General features: G+C 70.5%; 26 protein-coding genes. 12 read left to right on the forward strand and 14 right to left on the reverse strand.

The window, feature by feature from the left end:
• Positions 1-22: 22 nt before the first annotated feature.
• Positions 23-568 (forward strand): TetR/AcrR family transcriptional regulator, encoded by a 546-nt coding sequence (locus tag ACUYMY_RS00945; protein ID WP_481701773.1) that lies wholly within the window; start codon positions 23-25, stop codon positions 566-568.
• A gap of 342 nt (positions 569-910) precedes the next feature.
• Here ACUYMY_RS00945 and ACUYMY_RS00950 read toward each other — a convergent pair whose 3' ends face one another.
• A complete protein-coding gene (locus tag ACUYMY_RS00950; RefSeq protein WP_481701774.1) occupies positions 911-1852 on the reverse strand; it encodes a LysR family transcriptional regulator in 942 nt (313 codons plus the stop codon).
• A 123-nt stretch (positions 1853-1975) separates the two neighbouring features.
• Between ACUYMY_RS00950 and ACUYMY_RS00955 the strand changes: the two genes are divergently transcribed.
• From ACUYMY_RS00955 to ACUYMY_RS00995, 9 genes are all read left to right on the forward strand, one after another.
• Positions 1976-2968 carry a DUF1852 domain-containing protein gene (locus tag ACUYMY_RS00955; protein WP_481701775.1) on the forward strand — a complete coding sequence of 331 codons (993 nt, stop codon included), beginning with the start codon at positions 1976-1978 and terminating at the stop codon, positions 2966-2968.
• 20 nt (positions 2969-2988) lie between these two features.
• Entirely contained in the window at positions 2989-4035 is a 1047-nt protein-coding gene (locus ACUYMY_RS00960; protein WP_481701776.1) for a methionine synthase, read from the forward strand.
• A 2-nt stretch (positions 4036-4037) separates the two neighbouring features.
• Entirely contained in the window at positions 4038-4610 is a 573-nt protein-coding gene (locus ACUYMY_RS00965) for a flavin reductase family protein (RefSeq protein WP_481701777.1), read from the forward strand.
• Between the two features lie 278 nt (positions 4611-4888).
• Entirely contained in the window at positions 4889-5653 is a 765-nt protein-coding gene (locus ACUYMY_RS00970) for a YoaK family protein (protein ID WP_481701778.1), read from the forward strand.
• Positions 5654-5868: 215 nt separating this feature from the next.
• Positions 5869-6081, forward strand: a complete 213-nt coding sequence (locus ACUYMY_RS00975; RefSeq protein WP_481701779.1) for a hypothetical protein — start codon at positions 5869-5871, stop codon at positions 6079-6081.
• A gap of 45 nt (positions 6082-6126) precedes the next feature.
• Positions 6127-6993, forward strand: coding sequence for a tryptophan 2,3-dioxygenase (gene kynA / locus ACUYMY_RS00980; RefSeq protein ID WP_481701780.1), 867 nt, complete (start codon positions 6127-6129; stop codon positions 6991-6993).
• Between the two features lie 18 nt (positions 6994-7011).
• Positions 7012-8262: a kynureninase gene (gene kynU, locus ACUYMY_RS00985; protein ID WP_481701781.1), complete on the forward strand. Its 1251-nt coding sequence runs from the start codon at positions 7012-7014 to the stop codon at positions 8260-8262.
• Positions 8263-8279: 17 nt separating this feature from the next.
• A complete protein-coding gene (locus ACUYMY_RS00990; RefSeq protein ID WP_481701782.1) occupies positions 8280-9287 on the forward strand; it encodes a PaaX family transcriptional regulator in 1008 nt (335 codons plus the stop codon).
• Positions 9284-10069, forward strand: coding sequence for an alpha/beta hydrolase family protein (locus tag ACUYMY_RS00995; protein WP_481701783.1), 786 nt, complete (start codon positions 9284-9286; stop codon positions 10067-10069). Before ACUYMY_RS00990 ends, ACUYMY_RS00995 begins: the two co-directional genes overlap by 4 nt.
• Before the next feature lie 145 nt (positions 10070-10214).
• Here ACUYMY_RS00995 and ACUYMY_RS01000 read toward each other — a convergent pair whose 3' ends face one another.
• A complete protein-coding gene (locus tag ACUYMY_RS01000) occupies positions 10215-11120 on the reverse strand; it encodes a hypothetical protein (RefSeq protein WP_481701784.1) in 906 nt (301 codons plus the stop codon).
• Between the two features lie 165 nt (positions 11121-11285).
• Here ACUYMY_RS01000 and ACUYMY_RS01005 point away from each other — a divergent pair, with 165 nt between their 5' ends.
• Together ACUYMY_RS01005 and ACUYMY_RS01010 are read left to right on the forward strand one after the other, a co-directional pair.
• On the forward strand, positions 11286-11477 hold the full coding sequence (locus tag ACUYMY_RS01005; RefSeq protein WP_481701785.1) for a PspC domain-containing protein: 192 nt from the start codon (positions 11286-11288) through the stop codon (positions 11475-11477).
• A 52-nt stretch (positions 11478-11529) separates the two neighbouring features.
• Positions 11530-12399 carry a PaaX family transcriptional regulator gene (locus ACUYMY_RS01010; protein WP_481701786.1) on the forward strand — a complete coding sequence of 290 codons (870 nt, stop codon included), beginning with the start codon at positions 11530-11532 and terminating at the stop codon, positions 12397-12399.
• A gap of 1 nt (position 12400) precedes the next feature.
• Here ACUYMY_RS01010 and ACUYMY_RS01015 read toward each other — a convergent pair whose 3' ends face one another.
• The 12 genes from ACUYMY_RS01015 to ACUYMY_RS01070 form a co-directional block, all read right to left on the reverse strand.
• Positions 12401-12694 carry a hypothetical protein gene (locus tag ACUYMY_RS01015; protein ID WP_481701787.1) on the reverse strand — a complete coding sequence of 98 codons (294 nt, stop codon included), beginning with the start codon at positions 12692-12694 and terminating at the stop codon, positions 12401-12403.
• A 218-nt stretch (positions 12695-12912) separates the two neighbouring features.
• Positions 12913-14391 (reverse strand): aldehyde dehydrogenase (NADP(+)), encoded by a 1479-nt coding sequence (locus ACUYMY_RS01020; RefSeq protein WP_481701788.1) that lies wholly within the window; start codon positions 14389-14391, stop codon positions 12913-12915.
• A gap of 38 nt (positions 14392-14429) precedes the next feature.
• Positions 14430-15899: an FAD/NAD(P)-dependent oxidoreductase gene (locus ACUYMY_RS01025; RefSeq protein WP_481701789.1), complete on the reverse strand. Its 1470-nt coding sequence runs from the start codon at positions 15897-15899 to the stop codon at positions 14430-14432.
• On the reverse strand, positions 15896-16201 hold the full coding sequence (locus ACUYMY_RS01030; RefSeq protein WP_481701790.1) for a (2Fe-2S)-binding protein: 306 nt from the start codon (positions 16199-16201) through the stop codon (positions 15896-15898). Before ACUYMY_RS01030 ends, ACUYMY_RS01025 begins: the two co-directional genes overlap by 4 nt.
• On the reverse strand, positions 16198-17388 hold the full coding sequence (locus ACUYMY_RS01035) for an NAD(P)/FAD-dependent oxidoreductase (protein WP_481701791.1): 1191 nt from the start codon (positions 17386-17388) through the stop codon (positions 16198-16200). The genes ACUYMY_RS01030 and ACUYMY_RS01035 overlap by 4 nt, the downstream gene beginning before the upstream one ends.
• Positions 17385-18083 carry a GntR family transcriptional regulator gene (locus ACUYMY_RS01040; protein WP_481701792.1) on the reverse strand — a complete coding sequence of 233 codons (699 nt, stop codon included), beginning with the start codon at positions 18081-18083 and terminating at the stop codon, positions 17385-17387. Before ACUYMY_RS01040 ends, ACUYMY_RS01035 begins: the two co-directional genes overlap by 4 nt.
• A gap of 23 nt (positions 18084-18106) precedes the next feature.
• A complete protein-coding gene (locus ACUYMY_RS01045) occupies positions 18107-19066 on the reverse strand; it encodes an ornithine cyclodeaminase family protein (RefSeq protein WP_481701793.1) in 960 nt (319 codons plus the stop codon).
• The gene (locus tag ACUYMY_RS01050) at positions 19063-20064 is read right to left on the reverse strand and encodes a proline racemase family protein (RefSeq protein ID WP_481701794.1); all 1002 of its coding nucleotides are present in this window, start codon (positions 20062-20064) and stop codon (positions 19063-19065) included. Before ACUYMY_RS01050 ends, ACUYMY_RS01045 begins: the two co-directional genes overlap by 4 nt.
• A 75-nt stretch (positions 20065-20139) precedes the next feature.
• Positions 20140-21045, reverse strand: a complete 906-nt coding sequence (locus ACUYMY_RS01055; protein ID WP_481701795.1) for a dihydrodipicolinate synthase family protein — start codon at positions 21043-21045, stop codon at positions 20140-20142.
• A 118-nt stretch (positions 21046-21163) separates the two neighbouring features.
• On the reverse strand, positions 21164-22036 hold the full coding sequence (locus ACUYMY_RS01060) for a substrate-binding periplasmic protein (protein WP_481701796.1): 873 nt from the start codon (positions 22034-22036) through the stop codon (positions 21164-21166).
• A gap of 27 nt (positions 22037-22063) precedes the next feature.
• The gene (locus ACUYMY_RS01065; RefSeq protein WP_481701797.1) at positions 22064-22717 is read right to left on the reverse strand and encodes an amino acid ABC transporter permease; all 654 of its coding nucleotides are present in this window, start codon (positions 22715-22717) and stop codon (positions 22064-22066) included.
• A complete protein-coding gene (locus ACUYMY_RS01070; RefSeq protein ID WP_481701798.1) occupies positions 22714-23358 on the reverse strand; it encodes an amino acid ABC transporter permease in 645 nt (214 codons plus the stop codon). The genes ACUYMY_RS01065 and ACUYMY_RS01070 overlap by 4 nt, the downstream gene beginning before the upstream one ends.
• Position 23359 lies beyond the last annotated feature (1 nt).

Here is a 23359-nt window from a genome sequence, read left to right on the forward strand (position 1 = left end):
CAACGCGACGTAGAGTGGCCGTATGCCCAGACCTCCCAAGGCCCGCGACGCCCTCCTGGCTGCCTACCGCGACCTCGTGGTGAGCGACGGCGAGCGAGCGGCGACCATGGACGCCGTCGCCGCGAGGGCCGGCGTCTCCAAGGGCGGGCTGCTCTACCACTTCAAGAGCAAGGACGCGCTCGCCGAGGCGCTCCTCGACGCCCTCCGCGCCGCGGCGGCCGAGGACCGGCGGCAGATGGCGGAGGCGCCCGAGGGGCCGTCGAAGTACTTTGTGAGGACGTCCGTGAACTCGGGAACCGACATGGACGCGTTCTTCGTCGCCGCGGTCCGGCTCGCCCAGGCCGGGCACGCCGGCGCGCTCGCCGCCCTCGAGGAGCTCGACGCCGCGTGGCTCGCCCTCATCCGGGCCGAGATCGAGGATCCCGCGCTCGCGACCGCCGTCATGCTCATGGGCGAGGGGCTCTACCACTACTCGTCCCTCGCCGGGGCCTGGCCCGAGAAGTCCTTCGGCACAAGCCTCGAGGAGCTGCTCGGCGTCATCGACCGGCTGCGGTGGGCTACGTCCTGAACTGTATATTTAGTGACCCTCTGTGCTTTATGGGCCCATTGATGGAATTTCGATCATGGCCAAGCGAACCGAGGCGGAGACGCTCTCTAAGCATCTCCGCGGTGCCCTGCGCAAAGACATCCTCGCCGGACGCTGGGCTCCAGGCGCCAAGCTGCAGCTGACGGCGCTCTCCGAGCACTACAAGACGAGCAGCGTCACCACCTGGAACAGGCCGGTTTCCTCGCTGGCGTCCGCCCCGGCCATGCCAACGACGGCGACGGGCATGTTCGATACCAGGAACCCGCACGGCTGCAACAACACGTCCAATCACCGAAGGGGTAAAGACCGCCCGCTCAACTGCAGTCAGTCGAGTAGCGCTACGCCGAACTCAGCGACGACGGCCCGCAATTCCCTCAGGTAGCGCTGCGCTTGGTCGGTAAGCGGAATCACGGCGTGGCCGATCCAGCCGATCTCGATGCGTTCATCAACGTCGAGCGGGATGGCGACGATCTCCGGGTCGAGCTGCCCGCTGATGATGCCCGTCGAGATCGTGTAGCCGTGGAGCCCGATCATGAGATTGAAGATCGTCGCACGGTCTGAGACCCGGATCTCCTGCTTACTGGACAACGTGGAGAGAATCTCCTCGGCGAAGTAAAAAGAGTTGTTCGCACCTTGATCGAAGGTTAGCCGCGGCAGGCCGGCAAGATCGGCGAGAGTGGCACGCTCTTTTGAGGCGAGCGGGTTGTTCCGTGAAATGAAAATGTGTGGATCGGCGAGGAAAAGCGGAGTGAACGCGAGCCCGGAATCCCGGAGCAGCTTGTCGATGACCTTCCGGTTGAAATCGTTCCGGTAGAGGATGCCTATCTCGCTGCGGAGCGTCCGGACATCCTCGATGATGTCCCAGGTGCGGGACTCACGCAGCGAGAACTCGTATTCGGCTACCTCAGCGGCCTTGACCATCCGGACGAAGGCGTCCACCGCGAACGAGTAGTGCTGCGTAGACACCCCGAGCAGACGTCGCGTCGGTGGCCTGCCAAGGTAGCGCTGCTCGAGGAGAGCGAACTGCTCGACGACCTGCCTTGCATAGCCGAGGAACTCTGCCCCGTCGGCGGTGAGGGTGACCCCGCGGGCGGAGCGAACCAGGAGCGCACGGCCCACCCGGGCCTCAAGGTCCTTCATCGCTGCGGACATTGTCGGCTGCGCTACGTAGAGAAGATCGGCAGCCGCGGAGATCGATCCCTCAGCTGCAACTTCTATGAAGTAGCGGAGCTGCTGCAGGGTCAGACCGCTCGAAAGCTGTGGCATAGGCAAAGTCTATATGAATACATAGTGACGCCTAGTTACCCGATACCTCCGGAAGGGTTGCACCATGGATGCATCCTCTTCTGGAAGGCCGTCTCCGGCCCATCATCGATAGATTGGCAGCGCATGGCAGACGACTTCACCTTCAGCATCACCACCACCCGCTTCGATGAGGACTACACCCCGTCGGCAGACTCCCGGATTACGACGAACTTCGCCAACCTCGCGCGCGGCGAGCACCGTCAGGAGAATCTCCGCAACGCCTTGACCATGATGCGGCGCCGCTTCAACGATCTCGCAGACTGGGACAACCCTAACCGGGACCGCTATACCGTCGAGCTTGAGATCGTCTCCGTGCAGATACAGTTCACGACGGAAGGCACGGATCAGCGGTTCCCGCTGTTCGAGGTTCTCGACATCCAGATCGTCGACCTGCACAACGGGGTCCGCCACCAGGGGATCGTAGGGAACAACTTCTCCTCCTACGTCCGCGACTTCGACTTCAGCGTCGTACTGCCAGCGGCAGCAGCGGACTCAGGCAAGCCCACCGTTCCCGAGGACTTCGGCGATCTTCACGGCAAACTGTTCCAGCACTTCCTCAACTCCCCGGAAGGCCAGGAACGTTTCCCGCAGCCGCCAGTGGTCTGCATCAGCGTCTCCACGAGCAAGACGTACCGGCGAACCGGGAACCATCACCCTGTCCTGGGCGTCGAGTACCAGCAGGACGAGTTCTCGCTGACGGACGCGTACTTCGCAAAGATGGGGTTGCAGGTTCGCTACTTCATGCCACGCGGCAGCGTTGCGCCGCTCGCCTTCTATTTCCGCGGCGACCTGCTCAACGACTACTCCAACCTGCAGCTCATCGGCACGATCAGCACCATGGAGACGTTCCAGAAGATCTACCGCCCGGAGATCTACAACGCGAACTCCGCCGCCGCCGCCGTCTACCAGCCGAGCCTGGGAGAGCAGGATTACTCGCGGACCCAGATCGCTTACGACCGCGTGGAACGTAGTCAGCTCGCGGTCATGCAGGCGAAGTACACGGAGGAGCACTTCATCACGCCCCACAAGGATCTGTTGGACCAGTGGACTGCCAACTACCCCGCTCTCGTCAACTGACCCACGGAGAATCGCCAATCATGAACACACTTTTGCCCACCACCGTTGTCGGAAGCCTGCCGAAACCATCGTGGCTCGCACAGCCGGAGACTCTTTGGTCCCCGTGGAAGCTGGAGGGAGATACGCTGCTCGAGGGCAAGCAGGACGCGCTGCGCATCGCCATCCACGAGCAGAGCCGACGCGGCATCGACATCGTCAGCGACGGCGAGCAAACCCGCCAGCACTTCGTCACGACCTTCATCGAGCATCTCAGCGGCGTCGACTTTGAACAGCGCAAGACCGTGCGCATCCGCGACCGCTACGACGCGAGCGTACCGACCGTCGTCGGACCGGTGCGCCGCGAGCGGCCAGTATTCGTCGAAGACGCAAAGTTCCTCCGCGCAACCACCGACAAGCCGATCAAATGGACTCTTCCCGGTCCCATGACGATGGTGGACACGCTTTACGATGACCACTACAAGAGCCGCGAGAAGCTGGCCTGGGAGTTCGCCACGATCCTCAACCAAGAGGCGAAAGAACTCGAGGCGGCCGGCGTGGACATCATCCAGTTCGACGAGCCCGCGTTCAATGTCTTCCTCGATGAGGTCAAGGACTGGGGCGTGGCCGCGCTCGAGAGAGCGGCAGAAGGACTGCGTGTGGAGACCGCCGTGCATATCTGCTACGGCTACGGGATCAAGGCGAATACTGACTGGAAGGCGACGCTCGGCTTACAGTGGCGGCAGTACGAGGAATCGTTCCCGCTGCTGCAGAGCTCCAGCATCGATATCATCTCGCTGGAATGCCAGAACTCCCACGTGCCTATGGACCTCATCGAGCTCCTCCGCGGCAAGAAAGTCATGCTCGGGGCAATCGACGTCGCAAGCGAGGCCATCGAGACGCCGGAGGAGGTCGCCGACACCCTCCGCAAGGCCCTGCAGTTCGTGGATGCGGACAAGCTCATCCCCAGCTCCAACTGCGGCATGGCACCGTTCCCCCGGGACGTCGCACTGGCCAAGCTGAGTGCTCTCAGCGCAGGGACAGACATCGTTCGCGAGGAACTCGACCGCTCCGCACCCGCGGTGTCATAACGATGTTTCACGCCTACCCCGCAGAGACTTGGCTCGAGGCTCCGAAGCGAAGCTTCCCATCCTCCCTCTCGGCCGACGAATTCAAAGCACTGTTCCGTGGCCATCCGGGAGGTGTCGCCGTCATCACGGCGGATGCCGGAGAAGGACCGGTGGCACTGACGGTATCGTCGGTCGTGTCTGTGAGTGCGGAACCTCCGTTGCTGATTTTCTCGGTCTCGGCATTGTCTTCTGCGTCCGAGGTGCTTTCGCGGGCCGAAACCGTCGTCGTGCACCTGCTGGACGCGCACGACGTCGACTTGGCTAAGTTTGGAGCGACCCCAGGCGCCGACCGCTTTGACCAGACGCACCGCTGGTCGCAGCTTGCAACCGGCGAAGCGGTGTATGACGATGTCCGCGCCTGGGTGCGCTGCGCCGTCATCGATCGCATGGAGGTGGGGACCTCCACAATCATCGCCGTTCACGCCCTGGAGTCCCGCGTGATGCGTGACGTCCAAGCGGGCGAACCCGGCGACGCGCTGGTCTACCACAACCGTTCATGGCACCGTCTGGGCGAAGATTCCAAGCTTGAAGGCTGAGCGCCGCGCCAAAAATGCCAGGCAGCAAGCCGAACGGCTCACGACGGCGGGAGCACAACTCCCACCGTCGTCCTCGTTAACATCGGAGCGTCCGTCGACTTCCTGAATGGCTCGGACGCAGCCCTGTTCTACACGCATGCGACACTTCGGTTCGCCCTCGAGAAGCTCCCACCGAAAGCGTTATAACGGCGTAATTGTCCAGAGTTCTTTGGAAAATTAACGACGGTCACACCTCCCGCCAGGCTGTAGCCCTTCAGAATCATTCAGGAGATTCAAAAATGACCACATCCCCGCATGCCCTATCTGCCGCACCCAGTGCCGGACTTGGTAATCAAGCAGACGAAGCACAGGTCCTGGCCGAGAAGCGCTGGAATGTGCAGTTGCTTGGGCTCCTAATGGTCCTGACTTTTGGGACGGGGATCGTCGATGCAGTCGGTTATCTCGCCCTTGACCACGTCTTCATCGGAAACATGACGGGGAACGTGGTGATACTGGGCATGGCCATGGCGGGAGCAGATGGCCTTCCAGTGCTAGGTCCTCTGACAGCGATGGTGTGTTTCTCAATCGGCGCCGCGGTGACCGGGCTGGTACTGAGAAAACGATCTGCGGAATGGCGCCTGCCAATCACGGTGCTGCTGCTTGTCGCAGGGTTCCTTCTTTGCTCCGTCGGGACCCTAGCCTCCCTGGTCGATAATAACCTCACCACCGACGCCCGAGTGATCATCTCTTCATTGGCGGCAGTTGCTATGGGAATTCAGGCATGTGTAGCCCGAAAGCTCGCGGTCCGGGAAATGACGACCGTGGTCGTCACCTCCACCTTAACCGCGTTGTCGGGTGAGCTTTTCCTCGTAACGGGGCACAAGGGATTGCTGAACAGGAGAAGTGCTGCGATTGTTGTGCTTCTTCTTGGGGCGGCTCTTGGCGCGCTGCTTGCCGGCGCCGGAGCCGGCCCTGCTTTGATCGTTTCCGGAGCCCTGATAGTTGTTGTGGGATTGCTGGGGCAATGGGGAGCCCGGATTCATCGTTCCCGTCTATCTACCTGATGGTGGAGGCCACCCGTTCTTTGCCTCTTCGGCGCCTCCGCTTGCTGGGCTGCCCGATTCCGTGGCCGACGGGTTCCGCGCCGCCCACTTCGCCGAGCCTGGTGACCGTCCGGTCTCCGGGAGCGCGTGGGAGCGGATGACTGCGGACGACCGAGCACCAGTTCGCCTCGGCCGCCCGGGAGCTCGCTGCCGAGCTGCGCTCCGTTGGCATCGCCGTGCATGTGTCCCGCCTCGACGTGGAGGCGGGGGTGGACGGCGCCGGGGCGGCCTATTGCCTCGACGTCCCCTTCCTCTTCGGCGACCGGATGCATTGGCTGGACGCCCCCATGCTCCGGGGGATCTCCGCTGAGGCGTTCGACGCCGTCGCGGCAGCGTGGCGCGATCCGCTCGTGCGTGCTGTGGCCGGGTCCACGGGAACGAGAACCTGATTTCACGCTCTTGACGCTCGTCATGCCAGTGATATCGTTGACGGCATGACCCAGACGGCAACCCCGCAGGCCGGCGTCCGCACGATCGAAGAGGGCGTCCGCACGGACTTCCGCGGCGCCATGTCATACGGCCGCTACCTCGACCTCGACGCGATCTTGCACGCGCAGCACCCGCAGAGCAGCCCCGAGCACCACGACGAGCTGCTCTTCATCGTCCAGCACCAGACGAGCGAGCTCTGGCTCAAGCTCGTTCTGCACGAGCTGCTCGAGGCCCGCCGGCTCATGGACGCCGACGACCTCGGCAAGGCCCTCAAGTGCCTCGCCCGGGTCAAGGCCATCCAGCGCACGCTCACCGAGCAGTGGTCCATCCTCGGCACGCTGACCCCTCGCGAGTACGCGCAGTTCCGCGGGGCGCTCGGCAACTCCTCGGGCTTCCAGTCGTACCAGTACCGCGCGATCGAGTTCGTGCTGGGCAACAAGCACGCCCGGATGCTCGAGGTGTTCTCGAGCGAGCCCGAGGCCCATGCCCTCCTGGCCCGGATCCTCGAGGAGCCGACGGTCTACGACGCGTTCCTGCGCCTCGTCGCTCGCGCCGGCTATGCCGTCCCTGAGGACATCCTCACCCGCGACGTCACCCAGCCGTGGACGCTCCGCGAGGACCTCGTGCCCGTGTTCCAGCGCATCTACGAGGAGGACGCGACGCCGTGGGGCCTCTACGAGGCGTGCGAGGACCTCGTGGACCTCGAGGACAACTTCCAGGCCTGGCGGTTCCGCCACCTGCGCACCGTCCAGCGGACCATCGGCTTCAAGCGCGGCACCGGTGGCTCCTCCGGCGTCGACTTCCTCAAGCGCGCCCTCGACCTGACCTTCTTCCCCGAGCTCTACGCCGTCCGCACGGCGATCGGCTCCTGAGCCCGAGAGGACGCTGACATGACGCAGCAAGTGACCCTCGACGCCGCGGCCCTCGACGCCGCCGACCCGCTGGCCGCGTTCCGCGACCGCTTCCTCGTGCCCGACGAGGACCACGGCGGCCCGGTCGTCGCGTACCTCGACGGCAACTCCCTCGGCCGGCCTCTCGCCGACGTCGGCGCCCGGCTCACGGATTTCGCCGCCGGCCCGTGGGGCCAGCGCCTCATCCGGGCCTGGGACGAGCAGTGGATGGACCTGCCCGTGGCGCTCGGCGACCGGCTCGCCGAGGCCGTGCTCGGCGCGGGCCCGGGGCAGACCATCGTGGCCGACTCGACGTCGGTCCTGATCTACAAGCTCGTCCGCGCGGCCCTCGACGCCCAGATGGCGCAGGACCCCGCCCGGAACGAGATCGTGATCGACCGGGAGAACTTCCCCACCGACCGCTTCCTCGTCGAGGGCGTCGCCGCCGAGCGCGGCGCCCAGATCCGCTGGATCGAGCCCGACCCTGACACCGGGGTGACCGCCGCGGACGTCGAGGCCGCGCTCTCCGCGAGCACCGCCGTCGTCCTCCTCTCCCACGTGGCCTACCGCTCGGGGTACATCGCCGACGCCGGCGCGATCACCGACGCCGTGCACCGTGCCGGCGCGCTCGTCGTGTGGGACCTGTGCCACTCGGCGGGGTCGGTGCCGCTCGAGCTCGACGCGTGGGGCGTGGACCTCGCCGTCGGCTGCACGTACAAGTACCTCAACGGCGGCCCGGGCTCGCCCGCGTTCGCCTATGTGCGCAGCGGGCTGCAGGACCGGCTGCAGCAGCCGATCTGGGGCTGGATGGGGGCCGCCGACCCATTCGGCATGACCGAGTCCTACACGCCCGCCGCCGGGATCCGCCGCTTCATCACCGGCACCCCGCCGATCCTCGCGATGCAGCCCCTCGCCGCGATGGTCGAGCTCATCGCCGAGGCGGGCATGGACGCGATCCGGGCCAAGTCGATCCTGCTCACCGAGTTCGCCGCGGCCCTGAGCGATGAGCTCCTGGCCCCCCTCGGCGTCGAGTTCGCGAGCCCGCGCGACTCGGCCGTGCGCGGCTCGCACATCACGCTCAACCACCCGCGCTTCCGTGAGGTCACGGCGACGCTGTGGGAGCGCGGCGTCATCCCGGACTTCCGGCCGCCGCACGGGCTGCGCGTGGGGCTCTCGCCGCTGAGCACGTCCTTCGCCGAGGTCCGGGCCGGGATCGAGGCGATCCGGGACGCGCTGACCGAGCTCGCATGATGGCCCGACAGCGAGGTGTGGGCGCTGCCGACGCCGGCCACGCGCGGTCGGCGGCCAGCACGGGGCCGGTGGACATCGTCCATCCCGAAACTCCGCCCTCGTACGCCCCGCCCCGCGTCGCCGACGACATGGTCTCGCGCCCCGGCAGCGCGGTCTCGCTCCTGCGCACCGTTGTGGGCCTGTACCTGCGCGAGGCCGGGGGCTGGATGCCGGCCGAGGCGTTCCTCGCCCTGCTCGGCGCCCTCGGCGTCCCGGTCCCGCAGGCGCGCACCGCGCTGAGCCGGGTCAAGCAGCGCGGCCTCCTCGAGGCCGTGGCGCACGACGGCGTCGCCGGGCTCGCGCTCGCGCCCGGCGCGGAGGCGATGCTCGCCCGCGGCGACCGGCGCATCCACGAGCCGCGCAGCATGGCGGCCGACGGCGAGTGGTGCCTCATCGTCTTCTCCATCCCCGAGGCGATGCGGGACGCGCGGCACCAGCTGAGGAAGCAGCTCACGTGGATCGGCTGCGGGACCGTCGAGGCCGGCGTGTGGATCTGCCCCGACTTCCTGCGCAGCGAGGTCGAGGAGGTCGTCGCGGGGCTTGGGCTCGCCGAGCACGTCGTGCTGTTCACCGCCCGCGGCCTGCCCGCGGGCCCGGTCGCGGCCGGACAGGTGGCGCAGTGGTGGGACCTCGGGGCGATCGCCGAGCTGCACCGGGGGTTCATCGCGGGCCAGTCCGGCGTGCCCGCGCGCAGCGCCGGGGCCGCGGAGAGCTTCGCCGCCTACGTCTCGTGCATCGACGCGTGGCGGGTCATCCCCTATCTGGATCCCGGCCTGCCGCCCGAGCTCCTGCCCGAGGACTGGCCGGGGCCGGCGTGCATCGCCCTCTTCCGCCGGATCCGCGAGGCCCATGCCGGGCCGGCGGCCGAGTTCGTCCGCGAGGTGCTCGCCTCCGCGGGTGCCGCCCCCGCGCTGACCGCGCGTCTGCCGGTCGCACCGGTGCCGATCACCCCTGAGGAGATCACCGCCGCTGAGGAGGCACAGTGACCGACCAGCCCGCCGCCGCCATCCGCCCAGACGTTCCCGGCGTTCCGCGCCCCGCCCTGAGGTACGGCGGCCATCCGGACCAGTGGGTCGAGTGCTGGGACCCTGCGGGAGCCGGCGCGGGGGAGGGCCGGGCCCTGGGCCTCGTGCTGCTCGTGCACGGCGGGTACTGGCAGGCGCCCTACACGCTCGACCTCATGCGGCCCATCGCCGCCGACCTCGCCGCCCGCGGTTGGGCCGTGGCGAATGTCGAGTACCGCCGCGACGCCGAGGGCCGGTGGCCGGTCCCCGAGGAGGACGTCCGGGCGGGGATCGCCGGGGTGCTCGCGAGCGAGTGGGGCCGCGGCCACGCCGGGCCGCGCGTGTCCCTCGGGCACTCGGTGGGCGGGCAGCTCGCGCTGCTCACCGCCGAGGCCGTCGACGCCGTCGTGGCGCTCGCGCCCGTGACGGACGTGCCGCGGGTGTGGCGCGAGGGCCTCGGGCAGGACGCGGCGCAGCGGTACTTCAACGCCTCGCCCGAGGACGAGCCGGAGGTCTATGCCGCAGCGTCCCCCCAAGCGCGGCTCCCACTGCGCCGGCCCGTCCTGGTCGTCCAGGGCGACGCCGACGACCGCGTGCCGCTCGACCACTCCCTCGCGTACGCCTCGGCCGCCGAGATGGCGGGGGACTCCGTGCAGCTCGAGGTGTACGCGGGGACGGACCACTTCGTCGTCATCGACCCGGCCTGGGACCACTGGGGCGATGTCGTGGACTGGATGGCCCGGATCGCGGCCGAGCGGGGATAGGACGGCTGGTTTCTAGACGGGATCGGGCCAGTTGCCGATGGTCTTCATGTCGTGGATCCTTCGTCCCGAGTCTTGCTTCTGACGAATATCAGACGCGAGGAAACGCAGTCTGAACAGAAAGCGTCGTTTGGGCAGACTCGTCCCCTCAGTCGGGGGTGGATCCTGGATCGAACGCCGGGGATGCCGGCACGTTGCCGGCATACGGCCGCTTCCTGACCGTGAGCAGGAGGAGTGCGGGCAGCACGAGGGCGGCCGAAAGCATGGCGGTGGTCGTGAACCCGCCCCCGGACGAGCCCGTCAGGCCCGAGCCCAGCCAGAGCTGCCGGTCGAACAGGGGGAAGGTCCAGGGTCCGTCGGGGGCGTCGTCCGGCGGTCCGCCCGGCGCCGAACCGGTCACGGCCGGCGGAGTCGCGGCTTGGCCCGGCATCGACCAGCCCCAGGCCAGCATGGCGCGCGCCGTGACGCCGAGGTCGACGATGCTCGCGGGATCGACCGGCGCCAGGCCTCCGGGGGGCGCCGGCGAGGCTGCTGGAGCCACTGCGTCGTGGACGGGCGCAGATTCCGGGGCGGGGGCCGGCACGGGCGGGGCGACGGGCCCGGGCAGCGGATCCGGCAGGACCGGCGGCGGCTCGGGCAGGGGGAGCACGGTCGGGACGACGGCGCCGACCACGTCACCCACCGTGTCACTCACCGAGCCGACCGTGTCCCCGACGTCCGACGTCGCGCCGCTCACCACGGGCGCCCGCGGCTCGAGGGGCCCCGTCAGCACGGGTGCCACAGCGGGCGGCACCGCCTCCACGGTCTCGGCGAGCGTCATCGTCGTGCTCTCCACAAGGGCCGACGGCGCGGACTCCGCCCCCGACTCCGCAAGGGGTGCGGCAACCGAGGAGGACAGCGGGGCTCCCAGGAGGGGCTCCATCCCGAGCGGATCGCTCAGGGCCGAGGCCGCGGTGCCGGAGAGGAGGAGCCACCCGAGCCCGAGGCCCGCGGCGGCGATGGCGTGCCGCAGGAGGACCAGGGCGCGAGAGCGCGCCACGGAAGCCGATGCCATTGCCCCACCTCCCCCGGCTCAGGGCCGCGTACGCAATGAAGCCCGCGTACGCAATGAACCCATCGTAGGGCCGGGGGCGGGGCAGGGCCAGAGTTCGGTCAGCCAGCCTGGCGCATCCCGCCGCGGTCTCTGGAGACCACTGGCCCCCGGGAGTAGCGTGGCCGCATGACTGGAGCTCTTGTGCGTCCTCGCGAGGGAAAGATGATCGCCGGCGTCTGCGCGGGCCTGTCCGCACGGTTCGGGATCCCGAAGTTCCTCGTCCGGCTCGCCTTCGTGATCTTCGGGCTCGTGGGGGCCGGCGAACTCGTCTACATCATCCTCTGGATCCTGATCCCCAAGGCCCCGGCCGGAGCTTAGCCCGACCCGGCGGCCCGGGCCCCGCGGACCCATGCGGCGGTAGGCTCGGAGGATGTCCACAGTAGCCGCAGCGGATCAGAAGGCAGCGGCCGCCTCCCCGCGGCACCAGCAGCTCATCGTCACGGTCTTCGGGCTCTACGCCCGCGAGCACGGCGGGGCCCTCCCGGTGGCCGCGCTCGTGCGGCTGCTCGGCGACCTCGGCGTCGAGGGCGCGGGCGTCCGCTCGGCGGTGTCCCGGCTCAAGAAGCGCGGGGTCCTCGAGAGCGTCAAGCTCGGCAACTCCGCGGCGTACCGGCTCGGCCCCGGCCTCGAGGAGGTCTTCAGCGAGGGCGACGAGCGCATCTTCTCCCCGCGCCGCGCCCGGCCCGAGGACCCCTGGCTCCTCGCCGCCTTCTCGGTCCCCGAGTCCCAGCGGGCCCTGCGCCACCAGATCCGCGCCTCGCTCACGCGGCTCGGCTTCGGCGCCGTCTCGCCCGGTCTCTGGATCGCCCCCGTGGGCCTCGAGAAGGAGGCCCGGCGACGCCTCGCCCGCGCGGGCGCCGCGCAGTACGTGGAGTTCTTCCGCGCCGAGTACGCGGACGACGGCGAGGGGCCGGGGATGCGCGAGCGCGTCGCCGAGTGGTGGGACCTGGACGCGCTCGAGGCGACGTACGTCGACTTCGTGGAGGGCCAGCGAGAGGTGCGCGAGCGCTGGGAGGGCGCGGCCGCGCCGTCGTCCGCGTCCGAGGACGCCGCGGCGTTCGCCGACTACGTCTCCCTCCTGACCCAGTGGCGGCGCCTCCCGTACCTCGACCCGGGGCTGCCGGCCGAGTACCTGCCGCCGACCTGGCACGGGATCGTGGCGCAGGAGCTCTTCGCCGCCCTGCGGGCCAAGCTCGAGGAGCCCGCGCGGCGGCACGCCGAGGGCGCGCTGGCGGGATAGTTCAGCCCCGGGCCGGAAGGGGCCCGAGCCCCTCGCGCGCGAGGTCGTGGAGCATCTGGTGGTAGCCGGAGAGGGCCAGCGGGGGAACCTGATGGAGGTCCGCGATGGTCGCGTGCGGGCGGTCCACCCGGTACAGGCAGAGGATCGCGCGGTCCTCCTGCTCGTCGTCCAGGACCCGGTAGGCGCCGATCGGCCGATCGGCGATGAGGGCCTGCGCGTAGCGGACGAGGCGCTCGGCGGTCGCGAGGATGCCGCCCAAGCTCCAGATCCGGACTACTTCATCGACACCTACCATCGTCCCCGCCCCCTCCTGTGTCTGCTGCCTTGTCATTTCACTGTGGCAGCCGCGAAAGGCGGTGTGATGCGAATTCGGTACTCGAATCTGGGGAGGTCTTTCGGGGCGACTACTTGGCGCCTCGACGTATGTACTCAGGAGGACCATGGGGGCACCTCGCGCCCGCAGAACCTGACCGCGCGTGCCGCGGATGCGGCGGGGCCGAGCGCCGGCGGTGCCTAGCCCTGCCGGCGCCCGTCCACGAGCCGCGGCACGTCGAGGGGGTTGTCTTCCCGCAGCGCCTCGGGGAGGAGATGCTGCGGGAAGCCCTGGTACGCGACGGGACGGAGGAAACGCTCGACGGCGGCGGTGCCCACAGAGGTCGAGCCCGCCGACGTGGTCGCCGGGTACGGGCCGCCGTGCTGCTGGGCATGGGTCACGGAGACGCCCGTGGGCCACTGGTTCCAGAGCACCCGGCCGGCCTTGCGGGCCAGCACCTCGACGAGCCCGGCGACCTCGCACGCGTCGGTCCCGTGGATGGTCGCCGTGAGCTGGCCCTCGAAGGCCTCGGCGAGCTGGGGGAGCTGCGACTCGTCGTCGTAGGTCACCACGACGGCCGTCGGCCCGAAGCACTCGGCCTGGAGCGCGTGAGGATCGGCGAGCATGTCCTCGACCGTCGTGAGCAGGAGGGTCGGGCTCGGCGGGTCGGCGAGCGGGTGCGGGCCCTGCGCGAGGACCTCGATCCGGGGGTGGGCCTCGAGCCCTTCGAGGACCTCGACGTAGCCGGCCTGGATGCGCTCGTTGAGCAGCCGTGCGGCCGGAGGCAGGGCCGCGTGCCTGAGCGCCTCGACCAGGCCCGAGCCGGCGGGGACCACGAGCGTGCCGGGCTTCGTGCAGAACTGGCCCGCGCCGAGGGTGAACGAGCCGACAAAGCCCTCGGCGATCTGCGCCCCCCGCTGGGCCGCGGCCGCCGTGGTGACGAAGACGGGGTTGTTGCTCCCGAGCTCGCCGTAGAAGGGGATGGGCACCGGGCGCGAGCTCGCGATGTCGAAGAGGGCACGCCCGCCCGGGATGGACCCGGTGAAGGCGCCGGCGGCAATCCGGGGATCCTGCAGTGCGGCGGCGCCGGCCGCGGTCCCGACGAGGAGCCCGAAGGTGCCGGAGGGCGCCCCCGCCTCGGCCAGGGCAGCAGCCACGACCTCGGAGGTTCTCCGGGACAGCCCGAGGTGCCCGGAGTGTGCCTTGAGCAGCACGGGACAGCCGGCCGCGAGGGCCGAGGCGGTATCGCCCCCTGCCACGGAGAAGGCGAACGGGAAGTTGCTCGCGGCGAAGACGACGACCGGGCCGAGCGGGACGCGGACCCGGCGCAGGTCCGGCCGCGGCGCCCCCATGGGCCACTCGGGATCGGCGTGGTCGATGCGCGCATCGAGGTAGCCCCCGTCGCGGAGCGCGTCCGCGAACAGGCGGAGCTGGAAGGTGGTCCGCGTGAGCTCCGCCCTCAGGCGCGCCTCCGGGAGGTGGGTCTCCGTCTGGGCGATGGGGACGAGGTCCGGGGCGGCGGCGTCGAGGGCGTCCGCCACCGCCTCGAGGAGGATGGCCCGCTCCGAGGGCCTCAGGGCGGCGAGCGGGGCGGACGCGGCGTGGGCCGCCGCCAGGAGGGACTCGAGCTCGGACTCGGTGGTCGGCTCGGCGGGCGCGGCGGGGAGTACAGAGGTCATGGTCTCGTTCCTTGAGCAGGGGATGACGTCGTGGATGGTCAGTGGCCGGGGGACTCGAGCGCGGGGAGCTCGCTGAGCTCGCCGAGGCTCACCGGCGCGGCGAGCGGCCGCTTGGCCGAGGCGGCGAGCGATGCCTCGGACGGCTGCGCGCCGCCCCCGGTGGACAGGCAGGAGGCGGCGAAGCCGCAGACGCGGCCCTGGCACCACCCCATCCCTGCACGGGTGAAGGACTTGACGCTGCGGGAGTCGGCGGCCCCGAGCGATTCCCGCGCCTCGGCGATCTGCCCGGCGCTGACCTCCTCGCACCGGCAGACCGTGGTCTCCGGGGTGAGCCAGTCCGCCCACGCCGCGGGGATCGGGTGGGCGCGGTGCATGGCCTGCGCGAAGCGCCGGTAGCGGGCGGCCCGGGCTGCATCGCGGTGCGGGAGCGGCGGGCCCGGGACGCCGGCGGCCGCGGCCCCCGCGGCGAGGCCCTCGAGGACCGCGAGGCCGGCTCCGCCGACCCCGGTCACCTCGCCCGCGAGGAACAGTCCCGGGACGCTGGACTCCTGCCGATCATCGACGGTCGCCACGAGCGACCCGTCCGCGTCGAGGCGCGTCCGGGCGCCGAGGGAGAGCGGCAGCTCGAGCTGGGGGGTGAACCCCCAGCCGAATCCGACGACGTCCACCGAGTCGTAGAGGCGTTCGGTCCCGGGGCGCACGCGGCCCCGCGCGTCGACGCGGGCCGTCCGCACGGCCGCAGCCCGGTCGCCGCCGAGCACCTCGGTGACCACGCTGCGGGTCCGGTACGGGATCCCGTGCCGGGCGAAGACGGCGGCGTACCCGGCCCCCTCGAGGGCCTTCCCCGGGACGCCCGCGGCGGCCGGCAGGTGGGGGAGCCACGCGGCGGGCGACGACGACTCGAGCACCGCGACGACGCGCCCCCCGGCCTCCGCGATGTTCGCGGCGACGGGCAGGAGGAAGGGCCCGGTCCCGGCCAGGATGAAACGCCGGCCCGGCAGGACGCCGTTGGCCTTGATGAACGCCTGGATCCCGCCGGCCGCCATGACCCCGGGCAGGTCCCACCCGGGAACCGGGAGCTGGCGGTCGTACCCGCCCGGGCACAGCACGAGGCGCGCAGCGGTCACGGTCCCTCCGGCGGGTGCCCGGGAGGCCGCGACGTCGACGGCGGGCGTCGTGCGCAGCGTGAAGCCGGCGTCGTCCTGCTGCGCCATCCAGACCTGCCGGCCCGGCGCATAGCTGAGCAGGCCCCGGCGCGCGGCGGCGTCGAACCGGGCCCGCAGGTCCAGGTAGACGCCCCAGTCGTGGTGGCCCCGGCCGTCGGGCTCGGGGGCGGCCGTCTCGGGGCGGTGCCGCCAGTACTGGCCGCCCGGCTGCGCGGCGGCGTCGACGACGACGACGCTCGCCCCCGCCTCGGCGGCGGCCACCGCCGCGGCCAGGCCCGCGGGCCCGGCGCCGACGACGGCCGCGTCTGCGGCCCACGCGAGGGGCGTGCTGGGGCCGGTCATACTGTCTCCCCTTCGAAGCGGTCGCCTTCGAATCGGTCCCCTTCGACGCGCATGCCCGCCCGCACCTCGACGAGGCACGCGCGCTGGCTGGGCGCGCCGTCGACCGTCACGAGGCACTCGAAGCACACGCCGATGCCGCAGAACAGCCCGCGCGGGCGCTGGTCCCTGCGGGTCGCACGCCAGGCCGTGATCCCGTTGCCGACGAGGGCCGCGCCGACGCTCTGGCCCGGCCGGGCGGTGAACTGCGCGGCGTTGAAGGTGAACGGGACGGCCTCGTCGCCGTCCCTGCCGGGGCTGGTCATGCTGTCGCCTCCTCCCGCCGCACGGCGGCTGGCGGTGGGGTCTGGGCCGTGCCGAAGCGGGCCGGAGTGAAGGGGGAGAGGTCGAGCTCGGGCGTGAGGCCCGCGAGCGCCTGGGCCAGCAGCTTGCCGGTGCCCGCGGACAGTCCGATCCCGGCGCCCTCGTGGCCCGCGGCGTGCCAGAGGCCGGGGGCGCGCTCGTCGTGCCCGATGACGGGCAGGTGGTCCGGGCAGTAGGGGCGGAAGCCGTGGTAGTGCCTCATGGCCTTGACGTCCCCAAGGAACGGGAAGAGGCCGACGGCGTTGCGCGCCAGGGTGCCCAGGGCCTCGGTGCTCACGCGGCGGTCGAAGCCGACGCGCTCGCGGGTCGAGCCGATGAGGATCGTCCCGCTGGGCGTCCCCTCGACGACGGGTGAGGCCTGCAGGCCCGCGTCGGAGCTGCCCACGTTGTCGATGTACTCGGCGGCGTAGACCTTGTGGTGCACCATCGGCGGGAGCGGCTCCGTGACCATGACGAAGCCGCGGCGGGGCATCACGGGAACGCTCACGCCGGCCAGGCCGGCGACATCGCCCGCCCAAGTGCCGGCGCAGTTGACGACGGCGGACGCCGAGAAGTCCCCGCGCGTGGTCCGCACGCCCGTGACGCGGTCCCCGGAGCGGAGCATCCCGGTCACGGCCGTGTCCGCGTGGAAGCGGGCCCCTGCCCGGGCGGCGAGCCGGAGGAGGTGGGCCGCGACGAGCATCGGCTGGACCTGGCAGTCCTCGGGATACGTCGCGCCGCCGAGGGCCTCCGGCGAGATATGGGGCTCCGCCTCCCGCAGGGCCTGCCGGTCGAGCTCCTCGACTCTGACCCCGAAGTCCCGCTGGACGGCCATGACACGCTGGAGCGACGCGAGGCTCGACTCGCGGGAGGCGACGATGATGCCGCCCTTGGACTCGAACTCCCAGAGGCGCTGGTGCTCGGCCAGGTCGCGGTGCCAGACGCCGAGCGAGTACCGGGTCAGCTCGAGCTCGGGCCCCAGCTCCTTGTCCGAGACGAGGATGTTCCCCTCGCACGCTGAGGAGGTGCCGCCGGCGGGGAGGCCCTTGTCGAGCACCGTGACGCTGAGTCCCTGCTGGGCGGCGAAGTAGGCCGTAGCGGCACCGACGACGCCGGCCCCGATCACGACGACGTCGCTGCGAGAGGTCATGGGTTCTCCTGAGGTGGTGGCTCTTGCTTGCCGGTGGCCCACAGGCCGCGGGCGTGGCCGATGTGGCGGCGCATGAGGTCGAGGGCGCCGGGCCCGTCGCCGGCCTCGACCAGGTCGAGCAGCTCGTGGTGCTCCTGGGCTGACGTGGCGAGCTGGTTGGACTCGCTGAGGCTCTTGAGGCCGTACATGCGCGTCTTCATGCGCAGGCTCGTCGCGAGGTCGACGAGCTGCTCATTGCCGCTGTGGCGGAGGAGCTCGGCGTGGAAGTCGCGGTCGGCGATCAGGTAGGCGGCGAGGTCCCCCGCGCGGGCGGCCTCGACGATCGCGTCCGCCATCGAGCGCAGCCTGCGCAGGCCGGCAGGAGGGATGGTCCCGGCGACCTCGGCGACGACGGGCGGCTCGAGCAGGATGCGGATCGCGGCCAGCTCGTCGAGCTCCCGCTCGCTCATGCGCGTGATGCGGAAGCCCTTGTTCTTCACCGTCTCGACCAGTCCTTCGCGGGCCAGGTCCATCATGGCCTCCCGCACCGGCGTCGCCGAGACGCCGAAGGCCGCCCCCAGCGCGGGCGCCGAGTACAGAGTCCCCTCCTGCAGGGTCCCGGCGATGATCGCAGTCCGGAGGGACTCGGTCACGGACTCGCGCAGGCTCCGCTGGGGGCTGAGCGGGGCGATCGGAAGGTTGTGGCTCGTTGGCACGGCGGACACTCCTAGGACGGGCGTCATTCTCTGGTGCCCCCTTCATACACCAGCGCGGCCATGACGAGGTCCTCCCAGGCCATGCCCACACCCGCGAAGAGGCACGGCCGGCCGGGGACCCGATGGAGGTCTCCCAGCACGAGGTCCCGCAGGTTCGCCGGGCGGATGGCCTCCCACTCGTCGCGGCTGCGCGCCGGGATGAGGTCTCCGGCCTCGCGCAGCGCCGAGGCCCTGCCCTCGACGACGACGTCGCTGCGCAGCACGAGCGCCGCGTCGACCTCCCGCGCGTCCAGCCCGTGCTGGCCGACGGCGGCGACCACCGCGCCGTCGGCGACGAGCCCGCCGTCGAACAGCGGTGAGACGGAGGACGTCGTGCAGAGGACGACGTCGGCGTCCGCCACCTCGGCGGTCGTCCCCTCGCGGACGTCGATCCCTTCGGCGGCGAGCGTCGCGACGAGCTCGCGGACGCGCTCGGCGCGGCGTCCCACGACCGCGAGCCGCGCCGCCGGCATGACCGCGTGGGCGGCCCGGAGGTGGTTGAGGGCCTGGACTCCCGTGCCGAAGACGAGGATCTCTGGGGAAGCGGGCGCTCCGCCCGGGGAGGCCCTGAGCATGTGGGTCACGGCGAGGAGCGTCGTCGCGGGCGTGCGCACCGCGGTGAGCGCCGTGCCGTCGAGGACGGCGACGGGGGCGAGGGTGTCCGAGTCGATGAGGAGGTAGAGCCCTTGGATCTTCTCGAGGTTCCGCGTGGGATTGCCGGGCGCGACGGTGAGGACCTTGACGCCGCTGTAGCGGCGCCCGGTTGCGGGCATGATCAGGAAGTCGCCGCCGGGCGCGGGGCTGAAGAGGCGTGGGCTGTCCTCCTCAGGGTCCACCCCGTCAAGGAGGGCGCGCTCGAGGGCCGCGACCGCCGTCGTCCACGGTGCGGCGCCGCGCACGGCCGTGGCATCGAAGAACGGAAGGCCCGGGGTTGAAGACGTCACAGCAGGAACCCCCGCGGGAAGGGGTCCGTCGGGTCGAGGAAGTACTGGGCCGTGCCGGTCAGCCAGGCGCGGCCCGTGACCGTGGGGACGACGGCGGTCCGGCCGGCGACCTCGGTCTCCTCGACGAGGCGGCCGACGAAGCGGGAGCCGATGTAGGACTCGTTGACGAAGTCCGTCCCGAGCGGCAGCTCTCCCCTCGCGTGGAGCTGCGCCATGCGCGCGCTCGTTCCGGTCCCGCAGGGCGACCGGTCGAACCACCCGGGGTGGATCGCCATCGCGTGGCGGGAGTGCCGCGCCGTCGAGCCGGGCGCCGTGAGGTAGACGTGGTGGCAGCCGCGGATGTCTCCGCGCTCGGGATGCACGGGCTCGCCGGCCGCGTTGATCGCGTCCATGATCTCGAGCCCCGCCCTGAGCAGGTCGTCCTTGCGGGAGCGCTCGAAGGGGAGGCCGAGCCCGTCGAGGTCGACGATTGCGTAGAAGTTCCCGCCGAAGGCGAGGTCGTACCGGACCGCCCCGCGGCCGGGGACGTCGACGACGGCGTCGAGGCGGTCCACGAAGGAGGGCACGTTGCGGATCGTGACGGACTCGGCATGGCCGTCCTTCACGGCGACCTCGGCGATCACGAGCCCGGCGGGGGTGTCGAGCCGGACGGTCGTGACGGGCTCGACGACCTCGACCATGCCCGTCTCGACGAGCACCGTCGCGACGCCGATCGTCCCGTGGCCGCACATGGGCAGGAGCCCGGAGACCTCGATGTAGAGGACGCCGAAGTCCGCGTCCGGGCGGGTGGGCGGCTGCAGGATCGCCCCGCTCATCGAGGCGTGCCCGCGCGGCTCGTACATGAGCAGCGTGCGGATCCAGTCGCTGTGCTCCATGAACCACAGGCGGCGCTCCGCCATGGACGTGCCGGGGATCGTGCCCACGCCGCCGGTGATGACGCGCGTCGGCATGCCCTCGGTGTGGGAGTCGACGGCGTGGAAGATGCGGCTCGTGCGCATGGCTCGCGGACCTTTCTGATGCAGGATGCTGGCGCTGGCCGGGGCCGGGACCCCGGCCAGCAGGGGAGACAGGGCCTACTTGTAGCCCTTGGCGACGGCCGCCTCGGTGGCGCGGATGATCTCCTCGCGGGCCTCGGCCGAGAGCGGGCCTCGCGGGGGGCGGCACGCGCCGCCTCGCAGGCCCACGATGTCCATCGACAGCTTGATGGCCTGGACGAACTCGGTCTTGGAGTCCCAGCGCAGGAGCGAGTGCAGGTCCCGGTAGATCTCGCGGGCCCGCTCGAGGTCCGCCACGTCGCCCGAGGTCGAGAGGCGGTAGAGCTCGAGGGTGGACTCCGGGAGGGCGTTGGGGTAGCCCGAGACCCAGCCGACCGCGCCGGCGAGGCCCATCTCGACGACGGTGTCGTCGGTGCCGATGAGCAGGTCCACCTCGGGGGCAAGCTCCTTGATCTCGTAGGCCCGACGGACGTCCCCGCTGAACTCCTTGACGCCCACGATCAGGCCCTCGCCGTGCAGGCGCGCGATCATCTGCGGGGTCAGGTCCACCTTCGTGTCGATCGGGTTGTTGTACGCCACGATCGGCAGGCCGACGGCGGCGGCGCGGCGGAAGTGGTCCACGACCTCGTCGTCGTTGGCACGGTAGGTGTTCGGCGGCAGGAGCATGAGCGCGTGGGCGCCTGCCTCGGCCGCCTGCTCGGCCCACTTCTGCGTCTGCAGGCCGCCGTAGGCCCCGACGCCGGCCATGACCGAGAAGCCCGCGGGAGCGGCCTCGACCGCCGTCGTGATGACGCGTGCCCGCTCCTCGTCGCTGAGCGTCTGGTACTCGCCGAGGGACCCGTTCGGGGCCACGCCGTCGCAGCCGGCCCCCGCGAGGAAGCGGACGTGCTCCGCGAACGCGTCGTAGTCGACGCTCAGGTCCTCCGTGAAGGGGAGCGCCGTCGCGACGAGGACACCGTGCCAGGGCTTGTTGTTGGCGGTCATGTTCATTCCTTTCGAGAAGGCCGGCCCGGGGCGGAGCCTGTGACCGGCGTCACTGGTTGATCCTACCATGTGACATTGCACATGAGGGTGGACGGTCGCGAGGGGGCCTCGCGCCGGGTCAGGAGGCGGGGACGACGTACTGCTGCGGGGCCACCTTGCCGAGGCCCTCGGAGAGGCCCGCTTCGGTGAGCAGCTTGGCGATCGTGCCGTCCTCGCGCTGGGCCTCGATGCCGTCGTCGAGCGCCTGCTTGAGGCTGGTGTTGCCCTTGGTGAGGGGGAACGCGGCCTCGGGCGCCTGGGTGATGGCGCCAACGCGCTGGTCCGGCTTCTCATTGGCGAGCGCGACGGTCACGCCTTCGGCGCCCTTGAACTGCAGCACCTGGACGCCGTAGGCATCGACATCGGCCTGGAGGCGGCCGGCGTCGAAGTCGGCCTTGAGCTCGACGCTGCTCGGGTAGGTCACGAGCTTGTCGCCGAGGATCTTCCTGAGGTCCTCGACCCAGAGGTAGCCGTCGATCGTGCCGACCTTGGTCATCTTCTCGAGGTCAGCCACGGTCGTGGCGCCGGTCTTCGAGGCGATGCCCATGCCGTCGAGGTAGGTCGAGGCGGAGAAGTCGACGGCCTTGAGGCGCTTCTCCGTGGCGTCGATCGTCCCGAGGGCGAGGTCGATGCTGCGCCCGGAGATCGACTGGACGGCATCGGCGTAGGTGGCCTGCTGGTAGACGGGCTCGAGGCACTCGTCCTTGGCGATCTTCTCGAGGATGGATATGTCAATGCCGGCGGGCGTGCCGCTGTTGTAGCTGCTGAAGGGCGGGATGTCGATGACGCCGACGGTGAGCTTGCCGGGGGTGATGGTCTCGACGCCGGGATGTTTGGGCGTGCAGTCGGACGGGGCGGCCGTCGACGGGCTGCCGCAGGCGCTCGCTCCGAGTCCGACGGCGAGGGCCGCCGCGGCGAGGGCGCCCGCGGGCTTGAGGTGCTGCTTCTTCATCGTTCCTCCGTGTGGGGGTGGTGGGGGTCAGGCGTGGCGGGAGAGGCGCTTTTCGAAGTGGACCGTGATCCACGTGGCGGGCATGGAGATGGCGGCGTAGCAGAGGCCGGCGAGGGTGAAGATCTGGAGGTAGTTGAAGTCCTGGGAGCCGATGTTGTAGGCGGACTTCATGAGTTCGGGAACGGCGATGGCGTAGGCGAGCGAGGTGCCCTGGAACATCTGGATGGCCACCCCCATGAGGCCGGGGATCGCGGAGCGCATGCCCTGGGGCATGATGACGCCGAAGAAGGTGTCGCGCCAGGACAGGCCCAGGGAGCTCGAGGCCTCGTGCTGGCCGCGGGCTACGGACTGGAGGCCGGCGCGGATGATCTCGGAGGAGTAGGCAGCTGCGTTCCACGTCAGGGCGAGGCAGGCGGCCGTGATGCTCTCGAAGGCGATGCCGAATTTGGGCAGGCCGTAGTAGAAGAGGTAGAGGATCACGAGCGCGGGGGCGCCGCGGCCGATCTCGACGACGGCCAGGCCGATGGAGCGCAGGGCGAGGCTCCTGGCGGAGACCATGAGGCTCAGGGCGAGGCCGAGGGGGTAGCCGGCCGCGATCGAGACGCCGGCGATGGTGAGGCTCACGCCGAGGCCGGACATCATCTGGGGCAGGTAGGCGGCCCATTCTGCGAGCCAGTTCATGCGTGGACCGCCTTCCTCATGCGGGCATCGAGGCTGCGGGACAGGTAGGCCACCGGCAGGCTCAGGGCGATGTAGAGCACGCCGACGATGATGTAGGGCAGGATGCCCTCCACGGTGGGGTGCTGGCGTGCGAAGGACTGGGACTGGAAGACCATCTCGGCGACGATGATGGTCGAGGCGATCGAGGAGTCCTTGAGCAGGCCGACGAGGTAGGTCGCGATCGACGGCGAGACGATCCGGAAGGCCTGGGGGACGACGACGCCGAAGAACGCCGTGCGGTTGGCGAGGCCCAGGGCGCTGGAGGCCTCGATCTGCCCGCGGGGGACGGCCTGGAGGCCGCCGCGGTAGATCTCGGCGAGGTAGGCGATCGAGACGACGCCGAGCCCGACGATCGCGGCGCTGACCGGGTTGAACTTGAAGGTCCCGATCTGGATGCCGAACTTGAGCAGGAAGAGCCAGACGATGATCGGCACCCCGCGCACGAGGTCGACGAACAGGCGCGCGGCCCAGAGCACCGGCGCGACGGGGGAGGACAGGGCCAGGGCGAGCGGGACGGCGCCGACGATGCCGATGGCGAAGGCCGAGAGCGTCAGGGTCAGGGTCATCGGCAGGCCCTGCAGGACGGCGGTGAGGGCGTCCATC

It is taken from the genome of Sinomonas sp. T428B (genome assembly GCF_056780155.1).

What these genes read in the sequence shown, in the direction of transcription:
- ACUYMY_RS01025 (WP_481701789.1), bottom strand. Translation starts at nt 15,899, where the DNA reads ATGACCGGCCCCAGCACGCCCCTCGCGTGGGCCGCAGACGCGGCCGTC.
- ACUYMY_RS01030 (WP_481701790.1), bottom strand. Translation starts at nt 16,201, where the DNA reads ATGACCAGCCCCGGCAGGGACGGCGACGAGGCCGTCCCGTTCACCTTC.
- ACUYMY_RS01050 (WP_481701794.1), bottom strand. Translation starts at nt 20,064, where the DNA reads ATGCGCACGAGCCGCATCTTCCACGCCGTCGACTCCCACACCGAGGGC.
- ACUYMY_RS01005 (WP_481701785.1), top strand. Translation starts at nt 11,286, where the DNA reads ATGACTGGAGCTCTTGTGCGTCCTCGCGAGGGAAAGATGATCGCCGGC.
- ACUYMY_RS00965 (WP_481701777.1), top strand. Translation starts at nt 4,038, where the DNA reads ATGTTTCACGCCTACCCCGCAGAGACTTGGCTCGAGGCTCCGAAGCGA.
- ACUYMY_RS01065 (WP_481701797.1), bottom strand. Translation starts at nt 22,717, where the DNA reads ATGAACTGGCTCGCAGAATGGGCCGCCTACCTGCCCCAGATGATGTCC.
- ACUYMY_RS01015 (WP_481701787.1), bottom strand. Translation starts at nt 12,694, where the DNA reads ATGGTAGGTGTCGATGAAGTAGTCCGGATCTGGAGCTTGGGCGGCATC.
- ACUYMY_RS01020 (WP_481701788.1), bottom strand. Translation starts at nt 14,391, where the DNA reads ATGACCTCTGTACTCCCCGCCGCGCCCGCCGAGCCGACCACCGAGTCC.
- ACUYMY_RS01035 (WP_481701791.1), bottom strand. Translation starts at nt 17,388, where the DNA reads ATGACCTCTCGCAGCGACGTCGTCGTGATCGGGGCCGGCGTCGTCGGT.
- kynU (WP_481701781.1), top strand. Translation starts at nt 7,012, where the DNA reads ATGACGCAGCAAGTGACCCTCGACGCCGCGGCCCTCGACGCCGCCGAC.
- ACUYMY_RS00970 (WP_481701778.1), top strand. Translation starts at nt 4,889, where the DNA reads ATGACCACATCCCCGCATGCCCTATCTGCCGCACCCAGTGCCGGACTT.
- ACUYMY_RS00945 (WP_481701773.1), top strand. Translation starts at nt 23, where the DNA reads ATGCCCAGACCTCCCAAGGCCCGCGACGCCCTCCTGGCTGCCTACCGC.
- ACUYMY_RS00955 (WP_481701775.1), top strand. Translation starts at nt 1,976, where the DNA reads ATGGCAGACGACTTCACCTTCAGCATCACCACCACCCGCTTCGATGAG.
- ACUYMY_RS01055 (WP_481701795.1), bottom strand. Translation starts at nt 21,045, where the DNA reads ATGACCGCCAACAACAAGCCCTGGCACGGTGTCCTCGTCGCGACGGCG.
- ACUYMY_RS01010 (WP_481701786.1), top strand. Translation starts at nt 11,530, where the DNA reads ATGTCCACAGTAGCCGCAGCGGATCAGAAGGCAGCGGCCGCCTCCCCG.
- kynA (WP_481701780.1), top strand. Translation starts at nt 6,127, where the DNA reads ATGACCCAGACGGCAACCCCGCAGGCCGGCGTCCGCACGATCGAAGAG.
- ACUYMY_RS01070 (WP_481701798.1), bottom strand. Translation starts at nt 23,358, where the DNA reads ATGGACGCCCTCACCGCCGTCCTGCAGGGCCTGCCGATGACCCTGACC.
- ACUYMY_RS01000 (WP_481701784.1), bottom strand. Translation starts at nt 11,120, where the DNA reads ATGGCATCGGCTTCCGTGGCGCGCTCTCGCGCCCTGGTCCTCCTGCGG.
- ACUYMY_RS01060 (WP_481701796.1), bottom strand. Translation starts at nt 22,036, where the DNA reads ATGAAGAAGCAGCACCTCAAGCCCGCGGGCGCCCTCGCCGCGGCGGCC.
- ACUYMY_RS00950 (WP_481701774.1), bottom strand. Translation starts at nt 1,852, where the DNA reads ATGCCACAGCTTTCGAGCGGTCTGACCCTGCAGCAGCTCCGCTACTTC.
- ACUYMY_RS00960 (WP_481701776.1), top strand. Translation starts at nt 2,989, where the DNA reads ATGAACACACTTTTGCCCACCACCGTTGTCGGAAGCCTGCCGAAACCA.